The 23,896-nt window shown below is 67.9% G+C and carries 21 protein-coding genes and 1 pseudogene; 4 read left to right on the forward strand and 18 right to left on the reverse strand.

From position 1 onward, the window contains the following. Window positions 1-60 precede the first annotated feature (60 nt). Complete coding sequence (locus BU28_RS0104395; protein ID WP_028718385.1) at window positions 61-828, forward strand: WecB/TagA/CpsF family glycosyltransferase; 768 nt, start codon at window positions 61-63, stop codon at window positions 826-828. Here the strand turns inward: BU28_RS0104395 and BU28_RS0104400 are convergent. From BU28_RS0104400 to BU28_RS0104430, 8 genes and pseudogenes are all read right to left on the reverse strand, one after another. Beyond that, window positions 764-2,002: a glycosyltransferase gene (locus BU28_RS0104400; RefSeq protein WP_158212777.1), complete on the reverse strand. Its 1,239-nt coding sequence runs from the start codon at window positions 2,000-2,002 to the stop codon at window positions 764-766. The genes BU28_RS0104395 and BU28_RS0104400 overlap by 65 nt on opposite strands. A gap of 148 nt (window positions 2,003-2,150) precedes the next feature. Then, a complete protein-coding gene (locus BU28_RS26755; RefSeq protein WP_416171845.1) occupies window positions 2,151-3,251 on the reverse strand; it encodes a Hint domain-containing protein in 1,101 nt (366 codons plus the stop codon). A 231-nt stretch (window positions 3,252-3,482) separates the two neighbouring features. Next, window positions 3,483-4,178, reverse strand: a pseudogene (locus BU28_RS26760) (calcium-binding protein); the annotation flags it as partial. 128 nt (window positions 4,179-4,306) lie between these two features. Beyond that, window positions 4,307-5,353 carry an ABC transporter ATP-binding protein gene (locus tag BU28_RS0104410; RefSeq protein ID WP_028718388.1) on the reverse strand — a complete coding sequence of 349 codons (1,047 nt, stop codon included), beginning with the start codon at window positions 5,351-5,353 and terminating at the stop codon, window positions 4,307-4,309. Next, the gene (locus BU28_RS0104415; RefSeq protein ID WP_028718389.1) at window positions 5,350-6,132 is read right to left on the reverse strand and encodes an ABC transporter permease; all 783 of its coding nucleotides are present in this window, start codon (window positions 6,130-6,132) and stop codon (window positions 5,350-5,352) included. The genes BU28_RS0104410 and BU28_RS0104415 overlap by 4 nt, the downstream gene beginning before the upstream one ends. Continuing rightward, window positions 6,129-6,974, reverse strand: a complete 846-nt coding sequence (locus tag BU28_RS0104420; RefSeq protein WP_028718390.1) for an ABC transporter permease — start codon at window positions 6,972-6,974, stop codon at window positions 6,129-6,131. Before BU28_RS0104420 ends, BU28_RS0104415 begins: the two co-directional genes overlap by 4 nt. Before the next feature lie 48 nt (window positions 6,975-7,022). After that, window positions 7,023-8,129: an ABC transporter substrate-binding protein gene (locus BU28_RS0104425; protein WP_028718391.1), complete on the reverse strand. Its 1,107-nt coding sequence runs from the start codon at window positions 8,127-8,129 to the stop codon at window positions 7,023-7,025. A gap of 144 nt (window positions 8,130-8,273) precedes the next feature. Continuing rightward, a complete protein-coding gene (locus BU28_RS0104430; RefSeq protein WP_028718392.1) occupies window positions 8,274-9,113 on the reverse strand; it encodes a fumarylacetoacetate hydrolase family protein in 840 nt (279 codons plus the stop codon). Between the two features lie 145 nt (window positions 9,114-9,258). Here BU28_RS0104430 and mutS point away from each other — a divergent pair, with 145 nt between their 5' ends. Next, window positions 9,259-11,892, forward strand: coding sequence for a DNA mismatch repair protein MutS (mutS, locus tag BU28_RS0104435; RefSeq protein WP_028718393.1), 2,634 nt, complete (start codon window positions 9,259-9,261; stop codon window positions 11,890-11,892). Here the strand turns inward: mutS and BU28_RS0104440 are convergent. From BU28_RS0104440 to BU28_RS0104470, 7 genes are all read right to left on the reverse strand, one after another. After that, entirely contained in the window at window positions 11,881-13,257 is a 1,377-nt protein-coding gene (locus tag BU28_RS0104440; RefSeq protein ID WP_028718394.1) for a glycosyltransferase 61 family protein, read from the reverse strand. The two genes, mutS and BU28_RS0104440, sit on opposite strands and share 12 nt — an antisense overlap. Before the next feature lie 36 nt (window positions 13,258-13,293). Further along, on the reverse strand, window positions 13,294-14,019 hold the full coding sequence (locus BU28_RS0104445; RefSeq protein WP_028718395.1) for a proteasome-type protease: 726 nt from the start codon (window positions 14,017-14,019) through the stop codon (window positions 13,294-13,296). 68 nt (window positions 14,020-14,087) lie between these two features. Beyond that, window positions 14,088-14,999 (reverse strand): transglutaminase family protein, encoded by a 912-nt coding sequence (locus BU28_RS21980; RefSeq protein WP_081791271.1) that lies wholly within the window; start codon window positions 14,997-14,999, stop codon window positions 14,088-14,090. Window positions 15,000-15,011: 12 nt separating this feature from the next. Further along, window positions 15,012-15,971 (reverse strand): alpha-E domain-containing protein, encoded by a 960-nt coding sequence (locus BU28_RS0104455; RefSeq protein WP_028718396.1) that lies wholly within the window; start codon window positions 15,969-15,971, stop codon window positions 15,012-15,014. Window positions 15,972-15,984: 13 nt separating this feature from the next. Continuing rightward, window positions 15,985-17,391, reverse strand: coding sequence for a circularly permuted type 2 ATP-grasp protein (locus BU28_RS0104460; protein ID WP_036761943.1), 1,407 nt, complete (start codon window positions 17,389-17,391; stop codon window positions 15,985-15,987). Between the two features lie 175 nt (window positions 17,392-17,566). Beyond that, on the reverse strand, window positions 17,567-19,540 hold the full coding sequence (locus BU28_RS26575; RefSeq protein WP_051577730.1) for a M10 family metallopeptidase: 1,974 nt from the start codon (window positions 19,538-19,540) through the stop codon (window positions 17,567-17,569). 26 nt (window positions 19,541-19,566) lie between these two features. Beyond that, on the reverse strand, window positions 19,567-19,911 hold the full coding sequence (locus BU28_RS0104470; protein ID WP_028718398.1) for a hypothetical protein: 345 nt from the start codon (window positions 19,909-19,911) through the stop codon (window positions 19,567-19,569). 214 nt (window positions 19,912-20,125) lie between these two features. Between BU28_RS0104470 and BU28_RS21990 the strand changes: the two genes are divergently transcribed. Beyond that, the gene (locus tag BU28_RS21990) at window positions 20,126-20,485 is read left to right on the forward strand and encodes an STAS domain-containing protein (RefSeq protein ID WP_051577731.1); all 360 of its coding nucleotides are present in this window, start codon (window positions 20,126-20,128) and stop codon (window positions 20,483-20,485) included. Window positions 20,486-20,541: 56 nt separating this feature from the next. Beyond that, the gene (locus tag BU28_RS21995; RefSeq protein ID WP_233144964.1) at window positions 20,542-21,063 is read left to right on the forward strand and encodes an ATP-binding protein; all 522 of its coding nucleotides are present in this window, start codon (window positions 20,542-20,544) and stop codon (window positions 21,061-21,063) included. An 18-nt stretch (window positions 21,064-21,081) separates the two neighbouring features. Here BU28_RS21995 and hspQ read toward each other — a convergent pair whose 3' ends face one another. The 3 genes from hspQ to serA form a co-directional block, all read right to left on the reverse strand. Then, window positions 21,082-21,414, reverse strand: coding sequence for a heat shock protein HspQ (gene hspQ, locus BU28_RS0104485; RefSeq protein WP_028718399.1), 333 nt, complete (start codon window positions 21,412-21,414; stop codon window positions 21,082-21,084). Window positions 21,415-21,487: 73 nt separating this feature from the next. Then, window positions 21,488-22,234, reverse strand: coding sequence for a metallophosphoesterase (locus tag BU28_RS0104490; protein ID WP_028718400.1), 747 nt, complete (start codon window positions 22,232-22,234; stop codon window positions 21,488-21,490). A 70-nt stretch (window positions 22,235-22,304) separates the two neighbouring features. Then, window positions 22,305-23,894, reverse strand: a complete 1,590-nt coding sequence (gene serA / locus BU28_RS0104495) for a phosphoglycerate dehydrogenase (RefSeq protein WP_028718401.1) — start codon at window positions 23,892-23,894, stop codon at window positions 22,305-22,307. Between the last annotated feature and the right edge of the window lie 2 nt (window positions 23,895-23,896).

Genomic DNA, 23,896 nt, shown 5'->3' on the forward strand with positions numbered 1-23,896 from the left:
TTGCATTCCCGGCCCGCGCGACCCATCCTGCCCGCAGTCAAGGCCGGATAGTTCCACATCATGCATTTCAGCTTTCCCGACGGCAATGCCGTTCGGATCAATTGTCCAGATTCCGCATCCCTGCTGTCGCAGGTCCGCACCCGCCTGAGCCGGGGCCAGGGCTTTGCGCTGGCCACGATCAACGTCGACCACCTGCAGCGGCTGGCCGAGGATGCGGCCTTCCGCCGGGCCTATGCGGCCCAGGACCTGGTCTGCGCCGACGGCAACCCTATCGTGTGGCTGTCGCGGCTGGCCGGCAGCCCGGTGCAGCTGGCGCCCGGCTCGGACCTGGTGCTGCCCCTGGCGGCCGAGGCCGCAAGCCTGGGCCTGCCGGTGGCGCTGATCGGCAGCAGCGATGAATCGCTGGCCCTGGCCGCCCGCGCCATGCAGGACCGCGTGCTGGGGCTGACGGTCGCGCTGACCCATGCGCCGGGCTTTCCCTTCGACCCGGACGGAGAGGAGGGCGCCCAGATCATCGACCGCATCCGGGCATCCGGCGCGCGGCTGTGCTTTCTGGCGCTTGGCGCGCCGCGCCAGGAACGCTTTGCCATCCGGGCGCGGGATGCGCTGGGGACCGTGGGCTTCGCCTCGATCGGGGCGGGGCTGGATTTCCTGTCGGGACACCAGAAGCGCGCGCCCCGGCTGGTGCGGCAGGCCAGGATGGAATGGCTGTGGCGGGCGCTGTCGAACCCCCGCCGGCTGGCGCTGCGCTATGCCAAGGGCTTCACGATCCTGCCAGGCCATGCCGTGGCTGCCCTGCGGCAGAGGCGCTCCGGCCCAAACGGCTGAACGCCTGCGCCAGGTGACGCATCCGGGCGTCGAACTCGGCCGCGAAATCGTGCCCCTGGGCATAGGACAGCGCCGCATCCGCCCGAGCCAGCAGCGACGCGCGGTTGCGCTCCAGCCCACCGATCAGCGCGGCCATGGCCGACAAGTCCCCCATCGGCGCGCACCAGCCGCCCCCGCTGTCGGCGACCAGCGCCGCCAGCATCCGGTTGGCAAAGCCCACCACGGGCAGGCCGCAGCCCATCGCCTCGAGATAGGTGCAGGACGGGTCGGACTGCACATGGCAGCTGACGAAAACATCGGCCGTCTGGCGCGACAGAGGCACAAGCCGGGTCTCGAAGGGCACGGGTCCGTGCAGCCTGACCCGGTCCGACAGCCCGCCGGACGCGATGCCTGCGGCGATGTCGTCCTGCAGGCTGCCGGCGCCATAGATGTCCAGCGTGAATGCCACCCCCGCCGCCTGCAACGCGCGGGCCAGGGGAACCAGCAGGTGCCCGCCCTTCATCGGCTCCAGCCGGCCCGAATGGATCAGCCGCAGGGGCTCGCCCCGGGCATGGCGGTCGCGGCGGGCCTGCATGTCCGCCGGGGCCGCCATCATGTCCAGCGTCATGCGGTTGTCCAGATAGCGCAGCGGCAGCGGGTTCAGGCCGGCATAGTCGCGATCCGCGGGAAAGCCGTTCATCTGGATGCCGTCCGCCGCCCGCAGCGCCGCGCGGCGGTGCCGCTCCTGGCGCAGGTTCCACAGCATGGACCACAGCCGTCGGGCCGGACCCCGGCTGCGGTCCAGCCGCGCCACCTGCATCCGGGTGTCCAGCGTGTATTCGATGCCATAGACCACCGACAGGCCCCGCGCCCGCGCGGCCGGGCCAAGGGCCAGCTGCTCGGTCACGTCGGCGGAACACAGCACCAGCCCCGGCCCGTCGCGCAATGCGGATTCCAGCGGCGCATCCGGGGCAAGCAGGGTCGCCTGGAAGGGCAGCGACGCCGGATCGACGGCCGAGGCAAAGGGCAGCCCCTCTGCGCGCGTCTCACGCAGGACGGCGCGGACCGGCCCCGCCCATTGCGCGGCATGAAGCGCCATCCCCGACACGAACTTGTCATCCAGAAGCAGGCGGCCATCGGCCGCACGCCCGGCGGGCACGGCAGCGAAAAGCGTGAGCTCGGGTCGGGCGGACATGGCCATCATCCTTTCGATCGGCATCGCCGTCAGAATGGGGCGAAGGCCGACGGCCAACAATGAAATAATCGCCGTGATTTGCAGGATTGCCGGGGTCCTGTCGGGCCAAAGGGGCGACGGGGCATCGCGGCCCTGTCGCCCGAAGGGTTCAGCGCGCGACCAGTTCCTTGTGGTTGCGCTGGTGCCGTTCCGCCATCTGCCGGGCCTTGGCGCCGGGAACGAAGGGACGGGCCGCCGGGGCGGGCGTCTCGCGCAGTTCCGGGAACAGGGCAAAGATCTCGTCGCGCGCCGCGGCGCCCAAGGCCTTCAGCGCCTCGGCCCCGGTGTAAAGCGATTCGGTCTCGGCCCCGTTCGACAGGACGATCTCGTGCCGGTCGAACAGGATGTGGAAATACTCCACCGTGTCGACGCGAAGCTCCTCGATCCCCTCGATGGCGGTCAGCTGGCGCGCGGCGACCAGAACCTCGGCGGCGCCGAACATGCGCTTCGCGATGGTCGAGCGGACCAGCACCCGATGCTGGGGCGAGACCAGCAGATCCTGCCGCGGCAGCCCCTGCCCCAGCGCGCCGGCCCGGATGCGGATCGGGTTCAGCCTGGGCGCCAGCGCCAGGTCGACGCGGTCCAGCGCCCGGCTGCCGATCCAGCGGATCGGTTGCAGCCCGTTGTCGCGGGTCACGACCAGGTCGCCCGCGCGCAGGTCCTGGACCGCGACCTCTCCGCGCGCCGTCAGGATCATCGTGCCGGCGCAGAAGCAGGGGATGCCGATCGACACCAGCTTTTCGCGGGTCAGGCTGTCGGGATCGACCCCAGCCAGCCACAGTTCCTCGCCATTCGGGAAGGAAATGACGGCATAGGGATTGCCATACTGGTCGGTATCGGCCCGCACCACCACATCGTCCACCTTGATGGGGTTGCCGTCAGCGTCATGCAGGTCGCTGACATCCAGCCGGTCGGCCGGCGCGGGGTTGCCGTCGCTGTCGCGATCCCCGCCCAGCGAGAACGCCCGCACCGAATCCGCGCCGAAGCCATCCTGCAGGACCAGCGTATCCGACGAGGCGTCATAGACGTTGCGCCCCGAAAAGATGTCGCCCGTCATCGAGATGAAGTCATTGCCCTGGCCGCCGCTGATGGTGTCGGCGCCCCAGCCGCCCTCCAGCGTGTCGTCGCCATTGCTGCCGATGATGGAATCGTCGCCCCAGTCGGCGAACACGCGATAGCCGTCCACGTTCGCGTTCGACCCGTCGATCACGTCGTTGCCGTTGCCGGTGCGCATGTTCTGCATGTTCAGGAAACGGATATGCCCGTCAACCCCGCCCAGTGCGTCGATATCGCCCGAACTCGAACTGTCGAAGACCAGATGCACACCCGCGCTGACGCCATTTGCGTCGGGCGTGGTGCATTGCCAGGCATTCAGCGTATTGAAGCCCGCGCCGCCGTCGTAAATGTCATTGCCGACCGAGGCGTTGCTGTTGCCGTTGCCCCAGCGAAAGCCGTCATCGCCGCCCTCGCCATAGGCCACGTCGTCGCCGCTGCCGGTCTCGATGACATCGTTGCCCTCGCCGCCGTGAACCACGTCGTTGCCGCCGCCGCTTTGAATATAGTCGGTACCGGTGCTGCCGTGGATCGTGTCCTCGCCCGCGCCGGAATACAGGCGGATGCCGACCGAATGGATCGGCTGGCCCTGGCTGTTCAGCCCGTCGTGGTACAGGATCTGCGCGCCGCGGGCATCGACCAGGTTGTCGCCATCGCCCAGATAGACACGCTCGATCCCGTCAAAGGAGATCTCGTTGCCCAGCGCGTCGGTCGCCTGGCCGTCTTCGGTGTTGGAATAGGTGACGGTCAGCCCTTCCGAGGTGCCCAGGTTCAGGCCCAGCGAATCGCCGCCGTTGTGGTTGTAGGGGTCAAAGGTATAATTCTCGGAACCGGCGACCGAGGTGACATGCGTATGGCTCTCGTCCCAGACCGGCTGGTGGTCGTCGCCGCCGACATAGACGTCTCGGTCGGTGCCATCGGCCGAGCCGTTCCAGTACAGCTTGTCGGCCCCTTCACCGCCCCTCACCAGGTCGTCGCCCGCACCACCATCTAGGATGTCATTGCCCGCGCCGCCGGTCAGCGTATCGTCGTCAGGGGTTCCGATCAGGGTATCCGCACCATCGGTTCCGTCGATAACTGCCATTACTCGCTCCTGAAAAATCTTTATACAATCCGCCCTGGCCCAGTGACGGGGCTGCCGAATCCCGTCGGCACATATCTGCCGGTGTAAGCCGAATGTCGCCGGAACAAGAGCTATCCTTTTGGACAGGATCAGGGGGTCGCGGCACCTGCCAGCACCAGCCAGCGGCTGCCCTGAGCCGCGATATGGACGGCTTCGCCCGGCTGGGGAAGCCGCGCCGAGGGGGCGTTGAAACGGTCCACGACGACATCCTGCCCGGCCACGCGCAGCCGCAGCCTCTGGACCGAGCCCAGGAACTCGGCCCCCGCCACCTCGGCCGGGATGCCGCTGTCGCCAAGCACCAGCCCCTCGGGGCGCGCGGCCAGCGTCAGCGGGCCGGACGGAACCGCGTGATCCAGCCGCACGTCGACCCCCGCCACGCGCAGATGGCCCGCCGCGCCATCGACCACCTCGGCCGGGAAGCGGTTCAGGGTGCCCACGAAGCCCGCAACGAAATCCGTCGCCGGATGGTCGTAGATCTCGCGCGGGGTGCCGGTCTGGTCGGCCACACCCTGATGCATGACGACGATGCGGTCCGAGATCGACAGCGCCTCCTCCTGATCGTGGGTGACGAAGATGGTGGTGATGCCCAACTGCCGCTGGATCTCGCGGATCTGGTTGCGCAGGGACACGCGGATCTTGGCGTCCAGCGCCGACAAGGGCTCGTCCAGCAGCAGGACGCGGGGGCGCGGCGCCAGGGCTCGGGCCAGCGCCACGCGCTGCTGCTGACCGCCCGACAGCTGCCAGGGATAGCGCCCGCCCAGGTCGGGCAGGCCGATCAGTTCCAGCATCTCGGCCACGCGGGACGCGCGCTCGGCCCGGGCCACGCCCGCGACCTTCAGCCCGAAGCCCACGTTCTCGGCGACCGTCAGGTTCGGGAACAGCGCATAGGCCTGGAACACCATGCCGATGCGGCGCTGGTTCGGGCGCGCCCGCGTGACGTCCTGCCCGTCGATCAGGATGCGCCCGGCGCTGGGGCTTTCGAACCCCGCCACCATGCGCAGCACCGTGGTCTTTCCGCAGCCCGAGGGGCCCAGAAAGGACACGAACTCGCCCTTTTCGACGGACAGGCTGAAATCATGCACCACCTTGGTCGGCCCGAAGGATTTTTGCAGGTGGTCCAGGGTCAGAAAGCTCATCTTTGGGTCCTTCGCACGCCCGCGAGGCGAGAGATCAGTTGCATCAGCCCCATGCAGCCCCAGGTGGCGGCAAAGGCGATCACCGCCAGCGCCGCGGGTTCATAGGCGCGGTTCGCGCCCAGAAGCTGCATGTAGGGGCCGAAGGCCGGGCGGTTCAGCAGCGCCGCCATGGTGAATTCGCCGATGACGATGGCGAATGACAGGAACGCCCCCGACATCACCGCGCCCAGCACATTGGGCAGGATCAGCCGGCCGATGATGCGCGCCCACCCCGCGCCCAGCGATTGTGCGGCCTCGGTCAGCGAGCGCACGTCCATGGTCGAAAGCCCGGTGTCCACCGCGCGGTACATATAGGGCAGCGCCAGGGTGGCATAGCCGCAGAGCAAGAGCAGGTTGGTCCCGCCCGCCGTGCCGGTCAGCGGCAGGATCGAGCTGGTGTTGTAAAGCCGGATATAGCCGAAGACCACGACGATCGCCGGGATGACCAGCGGCAGCAGGGTGATGAACTCGATCACCGGGCGCAGGCGCGGCAGGCGCAGGCGCACCCAATAGGCGGTCGGCACCACCAGAAGCACCCCCAGCACGATGGTCAGCAGCGCCATCATGACCGAATAGCCGAAGGTTTGCCGGAACGCAGGGTCCGACAGGACCGATCGGTAGGCGTCCAGTGAATATTCTCCGCGCCGCATCCGCAGCGAGAATTCGACCGTGCCGATCAGCGGCAGCAGGAAATAGAGCGCGCCAAGGATCAGCGCCGCCCAGGACCAGACCCGTCTCATCGCAGCCACCGCTCGGCGCGGGCGCGCATGACGACATAGGCGAGGTTCGCAAGCCCGGTGATGACGATCATGCCAAAGGCCATGGCATAGCCCAGATGCGGGTCCTGCAGCACGTCGCCCCGGATCTGCGCGAACAGCATGATCGGCACGATGGACAGCGACGAGCCGGTCAGCGCATAGGCCGTCGCCACTGCCCCGAAGCTGTTGGCAAAGAGCAGCGCGAAGGTGCCCAGAAGCGACGGGAACAGGATCGGCAGCGCCACCATGCGCCAGTACTGGAAGGTCGAGGCGCCCAGCACCTCGGCCGCCTCGCGCCATTCGCGCCGCAGCCCCTCAAGCGCCGGGGTGATGATCAGGATCATCAAGGGGATCTGGAAGAACAGATAGGTCAGCGTCAGGCCCCAGAACGACAGCAGGTTGAAGCCCATGGCATAGATGTTGATGCCGAACCACTGCCGCAGCAGCATGGTCACCAGCCCGACCCGCCCCAGCGTCGAGATGAAGGCGAAGGCCAGCGGCACCCCGGCAAAGTTCGAGGCGACGCCCGAGAATGTCATCAGCGGCGCCTTGATCCAGCCGGGCAGGCCGCCCATGACCACGGCGGCCGCCATGGCAAAGCCGATCAGGCAACCCAGCGCCGCCGAGGCCAGCGAGATCTGGATCGAGATCGTGAAACTGTCCACGATGCGCGGTGACCACAGCCCGGCCAGGTTGGCCAGCGTGAACCCGCCCTGCGGCGTCTGGAAGGCGCCGATGACGATGTTCATCGTCGGCAATACCAGAAACAACAGCGCGAAGGCGAAAAAGGGCAGGACGCCCAGCCAGTTCCAGCCCGTTCTCATCTTGTCCCCGTCCGACTGGCCCCGCCCGCTGGGGGCGGGGCCGATGGATCATTCCTTGACCGCGGCCCCGACGACGCCGTCCCAGCCCTCGGTCGCGACCTTCTTGTTGGCCTCCTGCTGCTCCAGCGTCGGGAAGATCGCCTTTTCATAGGCTGCGGCGGGGGGCAGCGCGTCTAGCAGTTCCTGCGGCACCTTGCCCTGCGCGACCAGGTCGTTGAAGCGGATCGGGTGGCAATAGCCCTTGAGCCAGCCCAGTTGCCCCTCGTCGGAATACAGGTATTCCATCCACAGCTTGGCGGCATTCGGATGCGGCGCATAGGCCGAGATCGCCTGGACATAGACGCCTGCGACAACGCCATCCTCGGGGATCACCACCTCGACCGGCGGGTTGCCGTTCAACCCGTCGCGCCAGGACAAAAGGTTGTAATCCCACGCGGTGACGATGGGCGTCGCGCCCTGGGCGATGGTCGCCGACTTGCCGATGACCGGGACGAAGTTGCCGGCCTTGTTCACCTCGGCCATCAGCTCCATGCCCTTCTGGCCCGAAGCCTCGCCCGGCTCGCCGCCATTGGCGATGCCCGCCGCCATGACCGAGATGATCGCCTGGGCCGAGGCGCGCGGATCGCCCGCCAGCGCGAAGGCATTGGCGTATTCCGGCTTGGTCAGGTCCTTCCAGGTCTTCGGCACCGTGTCGATCAGGTCCGAGTTCACGCCGAAGGCCATGACGCCGTAATAATCGCCGTACCAATAGCCGTCGGCGTCCTTGGCATCGTCCGGGATCGAATCCCAGGTCGCGACCTTGTAGGGCTGGATCAGCCCCTCGGCCTTGGCCTGCGGGCCGAAGGACAGGCCGACGTCGATCACGTCGGGCGCCTGCGGGCCCTTGTTGTCCTTGTTGGCGCGGATCGCCTCAAGCTCGTCGGCCGAGCCCGCGTCGGGGTTCAGTTCGTTGACCTTGATCTCGGGGTATTTCGCCTTGAAACCCTCGATCACGCCGCCGTAGTTGCACCAGTCATGCGGCAGGGCGATGGTGGTCAGCATCCCTTCGGCCTTTGCCGCCGCCTCCAGCGCGGCCAGGTCCTGGGCCGAGGCCGCGCCCGGGGCGGCCAGCAGGGTCAGCGCGGCAAGGCCCGCAGCCGTCGATTGAATGGTCATGTGGTCAACTCCGTTCCTGAACGCGCCCCTTGGGCGGCTGGCTGCGACCTAGCCGCCTCGGGTGACAGTGTTGCGACAGGAAGCCGCGCAAGGCAAAGGATTTATCCGCACGCCGGCGCGCTGCCCGCGGCAGGCCGGGCGGTATCAGGGCACCAGCGTGACCGAGGCGCGCATCGGATGCCCGGCTATGTCGTATTCCGCCTCGATCCGCTGGCCGGGCAGGGCCGGGCCAAGAGTGCCGAACGACCCCAGCGAGATGATCATGCCGGGCGTCAGATCCTGCCCGCCGCGCTGGACCAGCCACAGCACCACATCCAGCGGGTGGCCCAGCAGCGCGCTGCCCTGCGCGGTGGTGACGGTCCTGCCATCGACCTTCAGGGCGATGGTCATGCGGGCCAGATCCCCCACCGGGTCGGCCAGGTCGGCCAGGGCCACGCCCTGACCCAGGACGCCCCGCCAGGGGGTGACGCCATAGGCGGCCATCAGCGGCGCGGTCGGCACCACCCCCTGGCGCAGCGCGATGTCGGGCAGTTCGATGAAGGGGCGCACGTCGCGCAGCGCGGCCGCCGCCTCGGCCCGGGTGCGGGCGTGCATGATCGCGGCGTCGCCCACGGTCACGACCAGATCGGCCTCATAGAGCGGGCTGCGCGCGCCCCGCAGGCTGAGCCGGCTGCCGTCGCCGACCAGCATGGGGGCGAACAGCGCGCCCGCGATGGGCTCGCTGATGCCATAGCGGCTTTGCACCGCCGCCGAGGTGAAACCGACCTTGACCCCGACGGGCGGGCCGAGTTCGGCCGCAAGCACGTCGCGGAAGGGCGCGTAGGCACAGCGCGCGTCCGCCATCGTGGCGACGACCGGGTCGGGCAGCCGCTGGCCCGCGATCCAGCCGCGCGCGGCATTGCGCATCAGCGACTGGTCCGGGCAGGCAGCCTGCGCAGCATGTCCGGCAATGGCAATAAATATGACGAATATCAAAGGTTTCATCCGCCGTCCCCAAGGATAAATTGTTTTTGTCCACGATGCCGCAAGACGGCAATCCTGTCACCGTGAATTTATGGTCTGGTTTCGGGCCGCTTGCATCGCGCCGGTCATCGCCTAGAAGGGCTGGGCCGGCAGGACAGGGCAGCGCATGAACGACCAACCGACCCCGATGATGGCCCAGTATCTCGCGATCCGCGAGGCGAACCCCGGTGCGCTGCTGTTCTATCGCATGGGCGACTTCTACGAGATGTTCTTCGAGGACGCGGTGGCCGCCTCGGCGGCGCTGGACATCGCGCTGACCAGGCGCGGCACCCATCTGGGACAGCCGATCCCGATGTGCGGCGTCCCGGTCCACGCCGCCGAAAGCTATCTGCTGACGCTGATCCGCAAGGGCTTCCGCGTCGCCATCGCCGAGCAGATGGAGGACCCGGCCGAGGCCAGGAAGCGCGGCGCGAAATCCGTCGTCGCCCGCGACGTGGTGCGGCTTGTCACCCCCGGCACCCTGACCGAGGAATCCCTGCTCGAGGCGCGGCGCCACAACTTCCTGGCGGCCTTTGCCACGGTGCGCGACGATTGCGCGCTGGCCTGGGTCGACATCTCGACCGGAGAGTTTCGCGTCATGCCCTGCCCCGAGCCGCGGCTGGCCCCGGAACTGGCGCGCCACGCCCCGCGCGAATTGCTGGTGCCCCAGGGCGCCCGGCTGACCGAGATCGCGGCCGAGGCCGGGGCCGCGCTGACCGAACTGCCGCCGGGCAGTTTCGACAGCACCGCCGCGACGCGCCGGCTGGCCGCGCTGTTCGGGGTCGAGACGCTTGAAGGGTTCGGCAGCTTTTCCCGCGCCGAACTGGCGGCTATGGGGGCCATCGCCGATTACCTGGACCTGACGCAGAAGGGCCGCATGCCGCTGCTGCGCCCCCCGGTGCGCGAGGCGGCGGGCGGCGCCATGCAGATCGACGCGGCGACCCGGCGCAACCTGGAACTGACCCAGGCGCTGTCGGGCGGGCGCGAGGGATCGCTGCTGGCCTCCATCGACCGGACGGTGACAGCGGGCGGTGCGCGCCTGCTCGAACGCCGCATCAGCGCGCCGTCGCGCGATCTGGCGGTGATCCATGCCCGGCAGGCGGCGGTGGCGCATCTTGCGCGCGATCCGCGCCTGACCGCCGACCTGCGCGAGGCGCTGCGCCGCGCCCCCGACATGGACCGCGCCCTGTCCCGGCTGGCGCTGGACCGGGGCGGGCCGCGCGACCTGGCCGCGATCCGCGCCGGTCTGACCCAGGGCGCGGCCATCGCCGCCCTGCTGGGCGACGACAGCGTGCAGGTCCTGGCCGAGGCCGCGCGCGATCTGACCGGACATGACGCGCTGATCGACCTGCTGGACGACGCCCTGGTGGCCGAACCGCCGCTGCTGGCGCGGGACGGCGGCTTTGTCGCGACCGGCCACGACGCGGTTCTGGACGAAACCCGGCGCCTGCGCGACGAGGGGCGCGGCGTCATCGCCGCGATGCAGGCCGACTATATCGCGGAAACCGGCGTCACCAGCCTCAAGATCAAGCACAACAACGTGCTGGGCTATTTCATCGAGACCACCTCGACCCATGCCGAGCGGATGCTGGCGATGCCCGACCGCTTCATCCACCGCCAGACCACCGCGAACCAGATCCGCTTTACCACCGTCTCGCTGTCGGAGCTGGAAACCCGCATCCTGAACGCCCGCGACCGCGCCCTGGAGATCGAGCGCGAGATCTTTGGCCGCCTGACCCGCGCCGTGCTGGACCGCGCCGGACCCATCGGCCAGGCCGCCCGGGCGCTGGCCGAGATCGACCTGACCGCGGGATTTGCCGATATCGCCGCCGGCGAGGGCTGGGTGCGCCCCGAGGTGGACGACAGTCGGGCCTTCCTGGTCGAAGGCGGCCGCCACCCGGTCGTGGAACACGCGCTCAAGCGCAAGGGCGAGGCGTTCGTGGCCAACGACTGCGCGCTGACCACCGGGGCCACGCCCGCCATCTGGCTGCTGACCGGGCCGAACATGGCGGGGAAATCGACCTTCCTGCGCCAGAACGCGCTGATGGCCATCCTGGCGCAGGCCGGCGCCTTCGTCCCGGCGACGCGCGCCCATGTCGGGCTGGTCAGCCAGCTGTTCAGCCGGGTCGGCGCCGCCGACGACCTGGCGCGGGGCCGTTCGACCTTCATGGTCGAGATGGTCGAGACCGCCGCCATCCTGAACCAGGCCGACGACCACGCGCTGGTGATCCTGGACGAGATCGGGCGCGGCACCGCGACCTGGGACGGGCTGTCGATCGCCTGGGCGGTGATGGAGCATCTGCACGCGAAAAACCGCTGCCGGGCGCTGTTCGCCACCCATTACCACGAGATGACCGGACTTTCCGCCAAGCTGCCGGGAGTCGAGAACGCGACCGTCGCCGTGCGCGAATGGGAAGGCGAGGTGATCTTTCTGCACGAGGTCAGGAAGGGCGCGGCGGATCGCAGCTATGGCGTGCAGGTGGCCCGGCTGGCCGGCCTGCCCGCGTCGGTGGTCGAGCGCGCCCGCGATATCCTGCACCAGTTGGAAAGCGGCGCGCGCGAAGGGGCGCGTCCGGTGGCCCTGCTGGATGACCTGCCGCTGTTTCGCGCGGCGCCGCCCGCCCCCCCGGCCCCCGCGCAGCCCCAGCCCGCCTCGGCGGTCGAGGAGCGGCTGCGCGGCCTGAACCCCGACGAGATGACGGCCCGCGAGGCGCTGGACCTGGTCTATGAACTGCGGGGGATGCTCGGCTCAGCCGGTTGAGGCGCGGGCCGTCTGCTTGCGGCGACGACGCTCGAGATCGCGGTCGATCAGCCGGATGATGCGGTCCGTCGCGCGCCGCCCCACATGCACCCCCAGCAATCCCTGGGAGATCGGCGGCACGGCATCGGGGTCCCCTGCCCCCGCGATATCGGCAAAGACCGTCGTGTAGTTGCAGCGCGAGACATGGGCCAGGGGCAGGAAGTCCCCCCAGCGGTAAAGCTGGGTCTGGCGGTGGCCGATCTCGATCACGGTGGTGTCGGGGCGGGCATAGGCCATGTTGGCAAGCCCCGCCCCGTGCGGCGCGATCACGATGTCGGCGCCCTGCATCGCCGCCACCTGTTCCAGCGGCCCCAGATGTTCGAAATTCACCACCTCGAACCCGCGGGCGGAAAGCTCCTCTAGCAGCGGCTCGTGCCCGGTCAGCGGGCGCAGCCGCGCAGCCTGGCCCGAGCTGTCCCGGCCCATCCAGACCAGACGGGGCATCGTGGCGGCCAGCCCGGCCGGAACCCGGCGCAGCGCATGGTCGCGCAGCAGGCGCAGGCTGCTGTCGAACGAGGCCATCGACACGGCCTTGCGATACATGGTTTCCGACCGCAGCGCGGTCCAGCGCGGATCCAGCGCCTGCGCCGCCGCCTGCGTCACCCGGTCGTCGCGCACCTGGTACAGGTAATGGCGGTGGTTATAGACCGACCGAACCGCCGCGTAAGGCTGCGGCGCATGGACCAGGCGCACCCTGGGCGCGAGTTCGGGAAAGATCGCGGCGATGAAGCGGCCGACAAAACCGCGCAGCTCCCCCTCGGGCAGGTGCAGGTTGATGGGGCGGCCGCCTTGGTCCTGGGCGAAATGGGCCAGGCTGCCCAGCGTCTCGGCCGTGAAATGGAAATAGTTGAAGCCGTTCTTCAACTGGATCGCGATGTCGAGATCGCCGCTGTCCTGGCGCCAGACCGGAATCTGGAACGAGGCGCCGAACTGCGCGTGGCGAAAGGCGATGGTCGTGCGTTCCTGCCGCGCCTTGCCGGGATTGGCCAGGTCGTATTTCATCCGCAGCCGGTCGCCCGAGGCGCCGTTCAGCCAGTAGCGGCCGGCGATCCGGGCATAGCTGCCCCAGAACTCGGCCCCGGTCAGCACGACGGGGCTTGCGTTGATTTCCATGGCGCTGCCCAGCAGGCGCGCCTCTTGCCCGTCGATGGTCGATTGCTGCAGTTCCAGCAGGGCGTTGCTGTCGCTGGCAGCGAACAGGCGCAGGCTGGCGGCGGGGGCGGGGCGGATGATCCAGCCCGGACGCGGCGGCAGGTAGAAGATGCCCGGATGCAGCGAAGGCATGTGGAATGCCTCCATCGGGGGACGGGCCAGATCCAATGCCATGAACGCCTTTCCTTGCTCGCCGCCCGGCCGGACCCCCTAGATCGTCACCTTCACGAAGCTTTCCCGCAGGGCCGCAGACCACGCGGCCGACATTTCCATGAAAGCGGGGTCGCCGTCCAGTATCCGGCGGCGGTGGGTCAGCCGCAGGTCGTCCCGTTCGATCACCGCAAGATCCAGCGGCATCCCCACCGACAGGTTCGACCGCAGCGTCGAATCCATCGACAGAAGCACCGCCTTTTGCGCATCGGCCAGCGAGGTGTCGGGCGTCACCACCCGGTCCAGGATGGGCTTGCCGTATTTGTGCTCGCCGATTTGCAGAAAGGGCGTGTCCTCGGTCGCCATGATGAAATTGCCCTGCGGATAGATCAGGAACAGCCGCATCTCGCCGCCCCGGCGCTGGCCGGCCAGGATCATGCTGGCGCTGGCCTGCTGTTCAAGGTCGCGGGTCTGTTCGGCGATCTCGCGCCGGGTGCGGTTCAGCGTGTCGCCGATGATCGTCGCCACCTGCAGCATCGAGCCGGCCTTCATGATCGAGGTGGTCTCATCCGCCTCGGGGTCGTCGATGGCCTCCTGCAGGCGGCCCAGCGTGGTCTGGGTGACCGACAGGCTGCCCGCCGTCATGATGGCGATGATCCGGTCGCCGGGCTGTTCAAAGAAGAACATCTTGCGATAGGTCGAGATATTGTCCAGCCCGGCATTGGTCCGCGTGTCGGACAACAGAACCAGCCCCGCCTTCAATTTCAAGCCCACGCAATAGGTCATCGCCCGCACCCTCCGGAATGGGCGACTGATAGGTCCGCGGGCGGTCCTTGGCAACCGGGCGAAAACGCCTATTGCTGGCGCTGGCCCGATTGCTGGTCCTGCCACTGGGCCTGGTCCTGCGACGGGCTCTCGCCCTGGCCTTGGGACTGGGCTTGGGCTTGGCCGGGGCCGGGGCCGGGGGGCACTTCCTCGACATGGACGCGGACGGCCAGCGCCTCGACACCCTGGCCGAAGGCCATGCCGCGCACCGGCGCCGCGTCCTGCGCATCCAGGCCCGAGCCCAGCCGCACATAGCGGTCGTCGGGGCAGCAGGCATTGGCCGCGTCAAAGCCCACCCAGCCCAGAGAGCCGACATGGATTTCGGCCCAGGCATGGGCGGCGTCGTGCGGCTCGCCATCCTCGCGCGAATGCAGATAGCCCGAAACATAGCGCGCGGGCAGGTTGCGGACGCGGGCGCAGGCGATCAGCGCATGGGCATGGTCCTGACAGACCCCCTGCCCCAATTCCAGCGCCTGCGCGGCCGAGGTCGCGGCCTCGGTCACGCCGGGGCGGTATTCGATGGCCTGGTTCACGGCGGCACAAAGCTTGTGGGCCAGGTCCAGCGCATCCTCGCCCTCGACCGAACGGGCCAGGGCGCGCAGCGCGTCGTCGGGCCGGGTGGCGGGCGTGTCGCGCAGATAGACCAGCGGATTGACCCATTCGCGGTGGCCGCGCAGGACGCCCGCCGTGTCGCGCGTCTCGACCAGCCCGTCGATGGTCACGGTCACGACCTCGACCGGGCCGCGCACGGTCCAGCCCTCGATCCAGTCGCCCGCCCCGTCGCGAAAGGCAGCGCCGCGCTGCCCCCCCGAAACCGAGATCTGCCAGTCTCCGACCCGCTGGCCTTCATAGACCGATGGCGTCAGCCGCAGGCTTTGGACCAGCGCCTGCGCCGGAGTGTCGTAGCTATAGCGGGTTTCGTGGGTGATCTTCAGCTTCATGACGCTCCCCCCTTACATTCGGCCGCTGAAATAATCGTCGTGCACCGCGTCCGAGATGGCGCCGATTTCGCCGATGAACCAGGTCAGGAATTCGTGCAGCCCTTCGTCGAAGATGGCGTCGATGTCGCGCGCCATCAGCGATTCCAGCGTCTGGCGCGCCTTGACCGAGGCGGTGGCCGGAACCCCCTCGCCATAGCGGCGCACCAGCCCGTCGAGGTTCCAGACCGCCTCGTACAGCGATGTCAGCAGCGACCGCGGGCTTTCTCCGTTCAGGATCAGGAAATCCGCGACCTTGCTGGCGGTGATGTCGCCACCATAGGCCCAGTGGAACGCCCGATGCGCCGACAGCGCCCGCAGGATCACCTGCCACTGGTAATTGTCCAGGCCCGAACCCACGAACTCGACCCGCGGCAGCAGGACGAAATACTTGACGTCCAGCAGCCGCGAGGTGGCGTCCGCCCGTTCCAGCGAATAGCCCAGGTTGATGAAATGCCACCCGTCGCTGCGCAGTTGCGTGGCATTGATCGCCCCCCGCACGGTCGAGCCGTGGCGGGTGGTGAAGTCGGTCAGCATGGCGGTGTCCACCGTCTCGCGCGGCTGGCGCTTGAGATCGCGCAGTTCCTGATAGGCGGTGTTCAGCGCGTCCCAGACCTGGCTGGTCAGGGCGGTGCGCACGATCCGCCCGCCTTCGCGCGCGCGTTCGATGCAGGACGCGACCGAGGACGGGTTGTCGCAATCGAAGAACAGCCAGGAAACGATATTGTCCTGGTTGATCGCATCGCCATATCGGCTGGCGAAGGCGCCCCGGGCGCCCGCCGACCGCAGCAGCGATTCCCATTCGTTGCGATAGCCTTCCTCGGTATTCGGCAGCAGGGTAATGCGCTGGCCCACGTCCAGCAGGCGGGCGGCGGTTTCGGCGCGCTCCAGGTGGCGGCCCATCCAGAACAGGTTGGCGGCAGTGCGGCTGAGCATTGGCTGACCCTCCTTATTCCGACAGGACCCAGGTGTCCTTGACCCCGCCGCCCTGCGACGAGTTCACCACCAGCGACCCTTCGCGCAGGGCCACGCGCGTCAGCCCGCCGGGCACCAGTTCGATCCGGTCGCCGCACAGGCAATAGGGGCGCAGGTCGACGTGGCGCGGCGCGATGCCTTCGTCCACAAAGGTCGGGCTGGTCGACAGCGCCAGCGTGGGCTGGGCGATGTAGTTGCCGGGGTTGGCCTTGATCCGCTCGGCGAACTGGGCGATTTCCTCGGCGCTGGACCGCGGGCCGATCAGCATGCCGTAGCCGCCCGAGCCGTGCACCTCCTTGACCACCAGATCCTTGAGATTGGCCATGACGTATCGGTAATCCTCGTCCTTCCACAGGGTCCAGGTCTGGACGTTTTGCAAAAGCGGCTCCTCGCCCAGGTAAAAGCGGATCATCTCGGGGACGAAGGTATAGACCGCCTTGTCGTCGGCCACGCCCGCGCCGGGGGCCGAGGCGATGGAAACCCCGCCCGAGCGATAGACATCCATCAGCCCCGGCACGCCCAGCATGGAATCCTTGCGGAAGCACAAGGGGTCCAGGAACGGGTCGTCGATCCGGCGATAGATCACGTCCACGCGCTTCGGCCCCTGGGTCGTGCGCATGTAGACGAAGCCGCCGTCCACGAACAGGTCGCTGCCCTCGACCAGTTCGACGCCCATCAGATTGGCCAGGAAGCTGTGTTCGTAATAGGCGCTGTTGAAATGGCCCGGCGTCAGGATGACGATGGTGGGGGTGCCGTCGCATTTCGCCGGCGCGACCGAGGCCAGGGTGCGGCGCAGCAGCTCGGGATACTGGTCCACCGGCTCGATCCGGTTGTAGCGGAACAGCGCCGGGAACATGCGCATCATGATTTCCCGGTTCTCCAGCATGTAGCTGACGCCCGAGGGGGTGCGGCAGTTGTCCTCGAGCACATAGAAATCGTCGCGGCCGGTGCGCACGATGTCGATGCCGACGATATGGGAAAACACCCCGCGCGGCGGCACGACGCCGACGACAGCCTTTTCATAGGCCTCGTTCTGATAGACCAGCCGGGCGGGGATGCGGCCGGCGCGGACGATCTCGCCCCGCGAATAGACGTCGCGCAGGAAGGCGTTCAAAGCCCGCGCGCGCTGCTTGATGCCGCGTTCCAGCTTGCGCCATTCGCTTTGCAGAAACACCCGCGGCATCATGTCGAAGGGGATCAGCCTGTCGGGGTCGCCCCCCTCGCCATAGACGGCAAAGGTGATGCCGATGCGGCGGAACAGCGCCTCGGCCTCGGCCTGCTTCATCTGGCGGATTTCGCGGGGCATCGTCTCGACCCAATCCGAGAGCATGGCATAGGGCGCCCGCACCTGCCCGCCTTCGATCATCTCATTATAATACATTCTATCCCCGGCTTCCCTCACCACTGCCCATGGTGTTCGCAGTTGGGCAGACAGTGTCCACAGGGGCAACAGAAGTCCTATGGTTCCAGTTCCTTAATGCCCATGCGAAAGGCAGCCGTGCCTGAACAAAATGCAAGGCAAGGGGCGGCACAGAGATCCCGCCCCTGCCCCCGTCTCAGACGATGATCAGGTCGTCGGCCAGAAGCCCGGGGCGGGCAAGGTCGGCGACTGTCAGCCGGTGCCCGCCGCCGAAGTCGAGGACCAGGTCGCCATCGACCACCGTGGCCATCCGCAGGACCTGCGCCACGCTGCGCGCCGCGCCGCCCCACAACGCATCGTCCACCCGGATCGTGTCCAGATTGTCCTGGAAATCCAGGATCACGTCGGCACCATGGTCGAAGAAGAAAGTGTCGGCCCCGGCCCCGCCGCTCAGCAGGTCTGCACCCGAGCCGCCCGACAGGATGTCGTTGCCGGCTCCTCCGAACAGGTGGTCGGCGCCCTGCTCTCCCGCCAGCCTGTCGGCACCGTTGCCGCCCCGCAGCGTGTCCGCGCCGCCGCCGCCGCGGAGCAGGTTGGCCAGGTTGTTGCCCGTCAGCACGTTCGCCAGCCCATTGCCGGTGCCATTCCGGGCCGCGGCGCCGGTCAGGACCAGGTTCTCGAGATTGGCGCCCAGCACATAACTGACCGACAGGCTGCTGACGGTGTCGCGCCCGCCGCCCGCCGCCTCGAGGATGGCGTCCTGCGCCTCGGCGACATAGGTGTCGTTCCCGGCGCCGCCATTCAGCGTGTCGCGCCCCGCGCCCCCCGACAGCCAGTCGTCGCCCAGCGCGCCCCACAGGCGGTCGTTCCCGGCGCCGGCCCAGATCCGGTTGTTTGCGGCGTTGCCGGTCAGCATGTCGTTGCCCGATCCCGCTGCCAGGTTCTCGATCACCGTTCCGGCCATGATCGAGATGTTCCCGCGCAGCCCGTAGGCATGGGATATGCCGCCCGAGACCAGGGTGACGACCTGGTTCGTGCTGTCCCCAGACAGGTCCAGCGTGTCCACGCCGCCCGTGTCGACGATGGTGAAGGCGATCTCGCGGCGCGCGCCGGTTTCCAGCAGGTTGGACACCCGCTGGTAGTTGCCGCCCGCAGTGCTGTTCTCGCCATAGACGGTATTGCCGGGCCGCAGGCTTGCCGCGCCGTAAAGCGTGCGCATGGCCGCGATGTCGGCCATCATCGGCGTCATCACCCAGGCGAAGCTGGCATCGACGAAGGTGTTCTGGTCCTGGTGGAAATAGGACATGATCGAGGCCTGCCAACTGTCGTTGACGTAAAGGTTGTCATATCCGTATTCGGCCCAGCCGTTGTAGTTGCCGGCATGGCCCAGGCCCAGGGCATGGCCGATCTCGTGGATGTAGGTCTGGAAGGAATAGCCGGCAAAGGCGGTGCCATAGGATGCCAGCCAGTCCTGCCCGACGTTGACCGACGAGCTTTCGATATCCCCGCCCAGCGTGAACGACTGCGAATAGGCGCCGCTGCTTGCATCATCCAGCGTGATGTGGACGGGCTGGCCGGCCGCCGGCGTGGTGTCGAAGCGGACCCCGGTCACGTCCGTCCACGCCTCGAGCGCGGCGCGGGCCAGCCGTTGCCCCGGCCCGTCCAGGCCCGAGATGTCCACGTTCAGCACCTGTCCCGGGGCGACGTCGAACGCACGCCGCGACGCTCCGATCGACTGCCAGTATCCGTCGGTCAGCTGCTGCGCGATCTGCGGGATGGTGTAGACGGCATCGGTCATCTTCAGGCTATAGGCCCCCGCTCGGCTCGCCTCATAGGACCCCGCCTCCAGATAATAGGTGCCGGCGGTGGCCACGGTCACCGTCAGGCGCGAATTCAGCCCCGAACCCGAATCGTCGTCCTGGGCGACAAGGGTGCCGCTGGCGTCGTAAAGGCGCAGGTAGGGGTCGCTTAGGGCCTGGGGGTCGGCGCCGTCAAGGGTGGCGATATAGGTGCCCGCCCTGAGGTCCACCCGCACCCAATCAGCGTCGCCCAGACGCAGGCTGCCCTGGAATTCGTCCCCCAGGGTCATGCGATAGGGCGTTCCGGCATGGGCCGGCGCATCCGCAACTTCCCGGTGCAGGGCCCGGATCTGTGCTGTCGAATTGGTCATGAAAATGATCCTTGTCCATGGTTAACCTACAATCCCGCCCCCTTCAGCAGGGTGGCGGCAAAAGTCTCGATGCTGTCCTGTGGGATCGGCGTGCGATCCATGATCGTCAGTTCGGCCGGTCCGCGGGTCCAGGAACGACCGTCGCGCAGGATGGTCAGCGTGGCGCGCAAGTGGTTCGGGGCCACGTCCTCGGCCGTCAGGGTCAGCACGGCGGGCTCATCGATCTGCCGGACGATCCCGGTCAGGGCATCGCACAGCCTGGTCGCCGCCGGCCCCGAACTCTGACATCGCAGCTCGGCCGGATCGCCGGCCAGGGCCGCCCCTGCCGACAGGCAGGCCAGCGCCACGAAGGACAGATCGGCAGAGCGCATGAACCCCCCAGCGCCCGCCCCGAAAAATGCGGGACCGGCCCCTCTATACTAAGCCCCCGCGACAGGGGGATCAACGGACAACCCCAAAGCGGGCAGGCGGATAAAAGGCAAGGTATTTTCTGCTCGTCCCAAGGGAAAACTCGGGCCAGGCTTACGGAATGCTAACCTTTCGCCCCTAAGCCTTGGACATGGAACAAGGACCCGGATCTTAAAGATGCAACTGACCCTGCTGCCCCGTGAAAACGGCGTGATCATACGCGTCGAAGAAAAGCGCCTGGACGCCGCCGTGGCCACCGCCTTCAAGGACCGCGTCAGGAACCTGGTCGCCGATGCCGGGCCCTGCGTGACGCTGGACCTTGGGCCGGTGGACTTCATGGACAGTTCCGGCCTGGGCGCGGTGATCGCGATCTACAAGGCGATGCCGCCGGGCAGTTCGCTCGACCTCGTGGGCGTGACCCCGAACGTCGAACGCGTGTTCCGCCTGACCCGGATGGACACGATCCTGACCATTCATCTTGCCCCGCCCCCGGTCCCCGGGGCCGCGCCGGGCCATGTGGCGGGGCCGGCCGAATGACCCTGCGCCCTGAACATTTCCGGCATCTGCGCAGCGTGCCGCCAGGGCGCCATCCGATGTTCCATCAGATCTTCCGCGCCGACCCCCTGACGGTGCGCGACGCGCTGGTCTACATGCGCCAGCGCTTTCTGGGCAGCGCCGCCGAGGAGGTGATCGCCAAGGTCGAACTCGCCCTGGCCGAGGTGCTGAACAACATCTGCAAGCACGGCGGCCGGGATGACGCCCCCCGCCCGGGCAGCGCGCTCCATCCGCCGCTGATCCACCTGTGCATCGTGCGCCATGTCGGCGGCATCGCCTGCGCGGTGACCGACGACGGCAAGCCCCTGCCCCCGCAGTGCCTCGACCCCCGCGACCTGCCCTTCGTCGGCGACGATCCCGCCGCACCCGAGGCGACGTTCCTTTTGCCCGAAGGAGGATTCGGCTGGTACCTGATCCAGGACCTGACCGCCTCGCTCAGCTACTTCCGCGAAGGCCGGCGCAACTTCCTGGCCTTCATCGTCCCCGTGGGCGACCCGCAGGGCGGCGAACCCGCGACCCCTGGATGGAAGGATGCCGTCCACACCGCCCGACCCAGCTGACGCGACGCGGCACGGCCGTCAGTTCAGCCCGAACTGCAGCGGATAGCGGCCATCCTGGAATTCGCCGAACATCTCGTCGACCTCGGGATGCTCCAGGGGCTCGCCCGAGATGTCGGGGACCAGGTTCTGCTCGGACACATAGGCAACGTAATAGGTCGCCTCGGTTTCGGCATACAGATGATAGAAAGGCTGGTTGCGGGACGGGCGCGATTCCTCGGGAATGGATTCGTACCATTCCTCGGTGTTGGCGAATTCGGGATCGACGTCGAACACCACGCCCCGGAACGGATGTTCGCGGTGCCGTACGACCTGGCCCAGACTGTATTTCGCCGTTTTGGACGGAATGCGCATCTCGATATCCTGCTTCGCCGCGCTCATACCCCGAAACGCGGGGGCCTGTCCACCGCAGGCGCGACGCCCCCGTTCAGGCCGGCAGCGCCGTGCGATGGATCGGGACCCGGCCCTCCTCGGTCAGGTCATGCAGGCCGTCGTCGTCGAAAACGACCGCGCTCAGCGCCCCGCCATAGGCGGCGCCCGTATCGACGGCCAGACGATTGCCGAAATGGGTGACGCGGTCGACCGGGGAATGGCCATGCACCACCAGCACCCCGTGATCGCTGGCATCGTCCAGGAACCCCTGCCGGATCCAAAGCAGGTCATGCTCGGTCTGGCGCTCCAGCGGAACGCCGGGCCGCATGCCGGCATGAACGATCACCGCCTGCGGCAGCCTGTGGAACAGCGGCAGTTGGTCCAGCCAGCGCAGATGCGCCTCGGGCACCGCCTTCAGCGTGTCCTCCAGCACCGCGGCATGGGGCCTGTCGCCCCGTTCGACCCCATAGGAGGCCAGCGTCGGCCCGGCCCCCAGGGTCGTATGATCCAGCCAGTGCCGCCCCGAGGCCAGCCCCGGGTCGATCCAGTCCGGCTGGGCCGCAAAGCGCGGCAGAAAGCGGTCGTGGTTGCCCTTGAGCACCGTCCAGGGCCGCCCCGCCATCTGGCCCCGCATCAGGTAATCGACGACCCCGCGCGAATCCGGCCCGCGGTCGATCAGGTCGCCGACATGGACCAGATGGCCGCCCCCGCCTCGGGCCGCGTCGTCGCGCGCGATCCGTTCGTGCAGGGCCATCAGCAGTTCAAGCTGCCCGTGGATGTCGCCGATGACATAGGTGCGCATGATATCCCCCAAAAGAACGGCCCCCGGGACGTTACTCCCGGGGGCCACGAGTGCAAGCGGCAAGCCGCGCTCAGACCTCGAAGCTGATCGGACGCACCTGGATGAACTTGCCGGTCGCGTTCAGGGCGTCGACCACCTCGGGCTTCAGCGGCTCGTCCAGATACAGGATGGCGATGGCGTCGTCCCCCGACTTGGTCCGGCCCAGGGTAAAGTTCGCGATGTTGACGCCCAGATCGCCCAGCGTCGTCCCCAGCGCACCGATGACGCCCGGGACGTCCTTGTTGCGGGTATACAGCATGTGCTCGCCGATCTCGGCGTCGATGTTGATACCCCGGATCTGGATGAAGCGCGGCTTGCCGTCGCTGAAGACCGTGCCCGCGATCGAGCGCTCGCGCGTGTCCGTGACCATGGTCACCTTGATGTAGCCGTCGAACACGCCCGTCTTGGCCTGGGTCGTGGTCGCGACCTGAACGCCCCGCTCGGCCGCCATGACGGGTGCCGAAACCATGTTCACGTCCGGGTTCGTGGCCTTCATCACGCCCGCGATCACCGCCGCGTTCAGCGCCTTCAGGTTCATCTCGGCCGCCGTGCCGTCGTAAAGCACGTTGATCGCCTTGATCGGCTCGTCGGTCATCTGGCCGACGAAGGTGCCCAGGTGCCCGGCCAGTTTCAGCCACGGCCCCATGGTCGCGGCCTCCTCGGCCGTGACCGAGGGCATGTTCAGCGCGTTCTGCACCGCCCCGGTCAGCAGATAGTCCGACATCTGCTCGGCGACCTGCAGGGCGACGTTCTCCTGCGCCTCGGTGGTCGAGGCGCCCAGATGCGGCGTCACCACGACATTCGGCAGGCCGAACAGCGGGCTTTCGGTCGCGGGCTCGGTCGCGAAGACGTCCAGCGCGGCGCCGGCGACATGGCCCGACTTCAGCAGTTCGGCCAGCGCCTCCTCGTCGATCAGCCCGCCGCGCGCGGCGTTGACGATGCGCACGCCCTTCTTGGTCTTGGCCAGGTTCTCGCGCGACAGGATGTTGCGGGTCTTCTCGGTCAGCGGCACGTGCAGGGTGATGAAATCGGCCTTGGCCAGCAATTCGTCCAGTTCGACCTTCTTCACGCCCAGTTCCTTGGCCCGCTCCTCGGACAGGAAGGGGTCATAGGCCAGCACCTTCATCTTCAGCCCCAGCGCCCGGTCGATCACGATGCTGCCGATGTTGCCGGCACCGATGATGCCGAGCGTCTTGTTGAAGACCTCGACGCCCATGAAGCGGTTCTTTTCCCACTTGCCCTCATGGGTCGAAACGCTGGCCTCGGGCAGTTGCCGCGCCACGGCGAACATCAGCGCGATGGCATGTTCCGCCGTGGTGACCGAGTTCCCGAAGGGCGTGTTCATCACGATCACCCCCTTTTTCGAGGCGGCCGGAATATCGACGTTGTCGACCCCGATGCCGGCGCGGCCGATCACCTTCAGATTGGTCGCGGCCTCCAGCAGCTTCGCCGTCACCTTGGTGGCAGAGCGGATCGCCAACCCGTCGTACTGACCGATCACCTCGGCCAGCTTTTCCTTGTCCTTGCCGAGATCCGGCAGGTAGTCCACCTCGACGCCGCGATCGCGAAAGATCTGGACGGCGGTTTCCGACAGCTTGTCCGAAACAAGAACCTTGGGCATTT

The organism is Paracoccus yeei ATCC BAA-599 (assembly GCF_000622145.1).
In the GTDB taxonomy this organism is placed as follows: domain Bacteria; phylum Pseudomonadota; class Alphaproteobacteria; order Rhodobacterales; family Rhodobacteraceae; genus Paracoccus; species Paracoccus yeei.

Bases quoted from the DNA above. Each gene is read 5' to 3' on its own strand.
- BU28_RS0104395 (WP_028718385.1), top strand. From the start codon at position 61: ATGCATTTCAGCTTTCCCGACGGCAATGCCGTTCGGATCAATTGTCCA.
- BU28_RS0104400 (WP_158212777.1), bottom strand. From the start codon at position 2,002: ATGTCCGCCCGACCCGAGCTCACGCTTTTCGCTGCCGTGCCCGCCGGG.
- BU28_RS0104410 (WP_028718388.1), bottom strand. From the start codon at position 5,353: ATGAGCTTTCTGACCCTGGACCACCTGCAAAAATCCTTCGGGCCGACC.
- BU28_RS0104415 (WP_028718389.1), bottom strand. From the start codon at position 6,132: ATGAGACGGGTCTGGTCCTGGGCGGCGCTGATCCTTGGCGCGCTCTAT.
- BU28_RS0104420 (WP_028718390.1), bottom strand. From the start codon at position 6,974: ATGAGAACGGGCTGGAACTGGCTGGGCGTCCTGCCCTTTTTCGCCTTC.
- BU28_RS0104425 (WP_028718391.1), bottom strand. From the start codon at position 8,129: ATGACCATTCAATCGACGGCTGCGGGCCTTGCCGCGCTGACCCTGCTG.
- BU28_RS0104430 (WP_028718392.1), bottom strand. From the start codon at position 9,113: ATGAAACCTTTGATATTCGTCATATTTATTGCCATTGCCGGACATGCT.
- mutS (WP_028718393.1), top strand. From the start codon at position 9,259: ATGAACGACCAACCGACCCCGATGATGGCCCAGTATCTCGCGATCCGC.
- BU28_RS0104440 (WP_028718394.1), bottom strand. From the start codon at position 13,257: ATGGCATTGGATCTGGCCCGTCCCCCGATGGAGGCATTCCACATGCCT.
- BU28_RS0104445 (WP_028718395.1), bottom strand. From the start codon at position 14,019: ATGACCTATTGCGTGGGCTTGAAATTGAAGGCGGGGCTGGTTCTGTTG.
- BU28_RS21980 (WP_081791271.1), bottom strand. From the start codon at position 14,999: ATGAAGCTGAAGATCACCCACGAAACCCGCTATAGCTACGACACTCCG.
- BU28_RS0104455 (WP_028718396.1), bottom strand. From the start codon at position 15,971: ATGCTCAGCCGCACTGCCGCCAACCTGTTCTGGATGGGCCGCCACCTG.
- BU28_RS0104460 (WP_036761943.1), bottom strand. From the start codon at position 17,391: ATGTATTATAATGAGATGATCGAAGGCGGGCAGGTGCGGGCGCCCTAT.
- BU28_RS26575 (WP_051577730.1), bottom strand. From the start codon at position 19,540: ATGACCAATTCGACAGCACAGATCCGGGCCCTGCACCGGGAAGTTGCG.
- BU28_RS0104470 (WP_028718398.1), bottom strand. From the start codon at position 19,911: ATGCGCTCTGCCGATCTGTCCTTCGTGGCGCTGGCCTGCCTGTCGGCA.
- BU28_RS21990 (WP_051577731.1), top strand. From the start codon at position 20,126: ATGCAACTGACCCTGCTGCCCCGTGAAAACGGCGTGATCATACGCGTC.
- BU28_RS21995 (WP_233144964.1), top strand. From the start codon at position 20,542: ATGTTCCATCAGATCTTCCGCGCCGACCCCCTGACGGTGCGCGACGCG.
- hspQ (WP_028718399.1), bottom strand. From the start codon at position 21,414: ATGCGCATTCCGTCCAAAACGGCGAAATACAGTCTGGGCCAGGTCGTA.
- BU28_RS0104490 (WP_028718400.1), bottom strand. From the start codon at position 22,234: ATGCGCACCTATGTCATCGGCGACATCCACGGGCAGCTTGAACTGCTG.
- serA (WP_028718401.1), bottom strand. From the start codon at position 23,894: ATGCCCAAGGTTCTTGTTTCGGACAAGCTGTCGGAAACCGCCGTCCAG.